3 protein-coding genes are annotated in these 2112 nt (G+C 69.8%); 2 read left to right on the top strand and 1 reads right to left on the bottom strand.

Translation table 11 applies throughout. The features are described from left to right. Positions 1–17: 17 nt before the first annotated feature. Together FV222_RS24095 and lptB are read left to right on the top strand one after the other, a co-directional pair. Positions 18–701: an LptA/OstA family protein gene (locus tag FV222_RS24095; RefSeq protein WP_246685632.1), complete on the top strand. Its 684-nt coding sequence runs from the start codon at positions 18–20 to the stop codon at positions 699–701. Beyond that, positions 698–1561 carry an LPS export ABC transporter ATP-binding protein gene (lptB, locus tag FV222_RS24090; RefSeq protein ID WP_147753835.1) on the top strand — a complete coding sequence of 288 codons (864 nt, stop codon included), beginning with the start codon at positions 698–700 and terminating at the stop codon, positions 1559–1561. The genes FV222_RS24095 and lptB overlap by 4 nt, the downstream gene beginning before the upstream one ends. Positions 1562–1735: 174 nt before the next feature. On the opposite strand, the gene FV222_RS24085 is transcribed toward lptB, so the two are convergent. Then, the coding region (locus FV222_RS24085; protein ID WP_187277454.1) for a transposase at positions 1736–2112 on the bottom strand (377 nt) is incomplete at its 5' end.

The following is a 2112-nucleotide window of genomic DNA, read 5'->3' as shown; positions in this document are numbered from 1 at the left end:
GCTCCTTGCCGCCGCCCATCGCGCCGAAACGCCCGGCCGCGGCCAAGAAGGACGCGGCCTCGCCGTTCGGCGCGATGGGCGGCGGCAAGGAGCCGATCAAGATCGACGCCGACCGCCTCGACGTGTTCGACCGCGAGAGCAAGGCGATCTTCGCCGGCAACGTCGTGGCCGTGCAGGGCGACAGCACCATCCGCTGCTCGACGATGACGGTCCACTACAAGCGCGGCAAGGACAAGGACGCCGCCAAGAAGGATGCGGGCGCCGAGGCCGAGGAGAAGCCGAAAGACGCCGCCGGCATGGGCGAGAACGGCATCCAGAAGGTGGATTGCGCCGGCCCGGTCACGGTGGTGCAGAAGGACCAGGTCGCCACCGGCGACAGCGCGGTGTTCGACCAGGCCGCCAAGCGCATCGTGCTCACCGGCAACGTCGTGCTGAGCCAGTGCCAGAACGTCACCCGCGGCCAGCGCCTCGTCTACGACATGAACACCGGCCGGGCGAACATGGACCCGGTGCCCGGCGGCCGCGTCTCGGCCCTGTTCGTGCCGGGCGAGAAGTCCGACGCGAACAAGTCCGCCAAGGGCTGCCCCCAGCCGGCCGGCATCGCCAAAACTGCGCCGAAGCCGGCGGAGGCCGTCAAGGCGGACGCCGCCAAGGCAGACGCAGCCAAAGGCGAGGCCAAGACCCGGGCCCAGGCCAATTGAGCGGTTCGCTCGGCGTCTCCGGCGGACAGGCCCTCTCCCCGCACCGATCCGAGACCGCGAGCCCGCGCCCGTCCTGGCTCGGGCGGGTGCTCGGCCGCGCTAGGCCCGATGCCGTCCCGGCCGAGGTCGAGGGCGGCCCCGGCATCCTCCACGTCCGCGGCCTGCGCAAGAGCTACGGCGCGCGCACGGTGGTGCACGAGGCCGGGCTCACGGTGCGGACCGGCGAGGCGGTCGGGCTGCTCGGGCCGAACGGCGCCGGCAAGACCACGATCTTCTACATGATCACCGGGCTGGTGGCGGCCGACCGTGGCCACATCACCCTCGACGGCCTGCCGATCACCCACCTGCCGATGTACCAGCGCGCGCGCCTCGGCATCGGCTACCTGCCCCAGGAAGCCTCGATCTTCCGCGGCCTCACGGTCGAGGACAACATCCGCGCCGTGCTCGAGGTCGCGGAACCCGACCGCAAGGCGCGGGCGAAAAAGCTCGATTCGCTGCTGGAAGAGTTCGATATCGCGCGGCTGCGCAAATCCCCGTCGATCGCGCTGTCCGGCGGCGAGCGCCGCCGCTGCGAGATCGCCCGGGCGCTGGCCTCGTCGCCGACTTTCATGCTCCTCGACGAGCCCTTCGCCGGCATCGACCCGATCGCGGTCGGCGACATCCAGGACCTGGTCAAGCACCTCAAGCAGCGCGGCATCGGCGTGCTGATCACCGACCACAACGTCCGCGAGACGCTGGGCCTGATCGACCGCGCCTACATCGCCCATTCCGGCCGCATCCTCACCGAGGGCACCCCGGAGGAGATCGTCGCCAACGCCGACGCGCGGCGACTGTATCTCGGCGAGGATTTCCGGCTTTAGGCGCGGGCCCGGCCGGGATCGGTGTCGCGAGCGGAGGACGGCCCGGCGTGGATCTGCGACGGTCCGTTTCCGGGCGGAGCCGGCAGCAGCGGATACCGCCGTCGCGCCGGCTCACGCAGCTTCCCGGACGGGGGCAGGCGCGGGGAAGGGTCTGATACCAATCGGTGTTGATCATCACCGATGAGTCCAGTCGCGCAGTCCGAGAGACATGATTTTCCATGGCTGCTCGGTCAGCCTGTTCCAGGCATTGCAGCAGCGATCGACGATGTCGTCGCAGGATGTGAAGATCCGGTCTCCGAGCCAGTTGTCGCGCAGGAATTGCCAGACGTTCTCGACCGGGTTGAGTTCTGGGGCCCGGGCCGGGAGTGGCAACAGGGTGATGTTGTCGGGAACGACGAGGTCCTCGGCGCTGTGCCACCCGGCTCCGTCGAGCATCAGCACGGCATGGGCACCGAGATCGACGGCGAGGCTGATCTCTTCGAGGTGCGCGGTCATCGCTGATGCGTTGCACCGTGGCAAGACGAGGCCGGCGCCCTTGCCCTTCTCGGGGC

Origin of the sequence: Methylobacterium sp. WL103 (assembly GCF_008039885.1) — a bacterium.
In the GTDB taxonomy this organism is placed as follows: Bacteria; Pseudomonadota; Alphaproteobacteria; order Rhizobiales; family Beijerinckiaceae; genus Methylobacterium; species Methylobacterium cerastii.
Note: the sequence above shows the minus strand (reverse complement) of the source record. Positions and strands in the feature narration are given on the sequence as shown.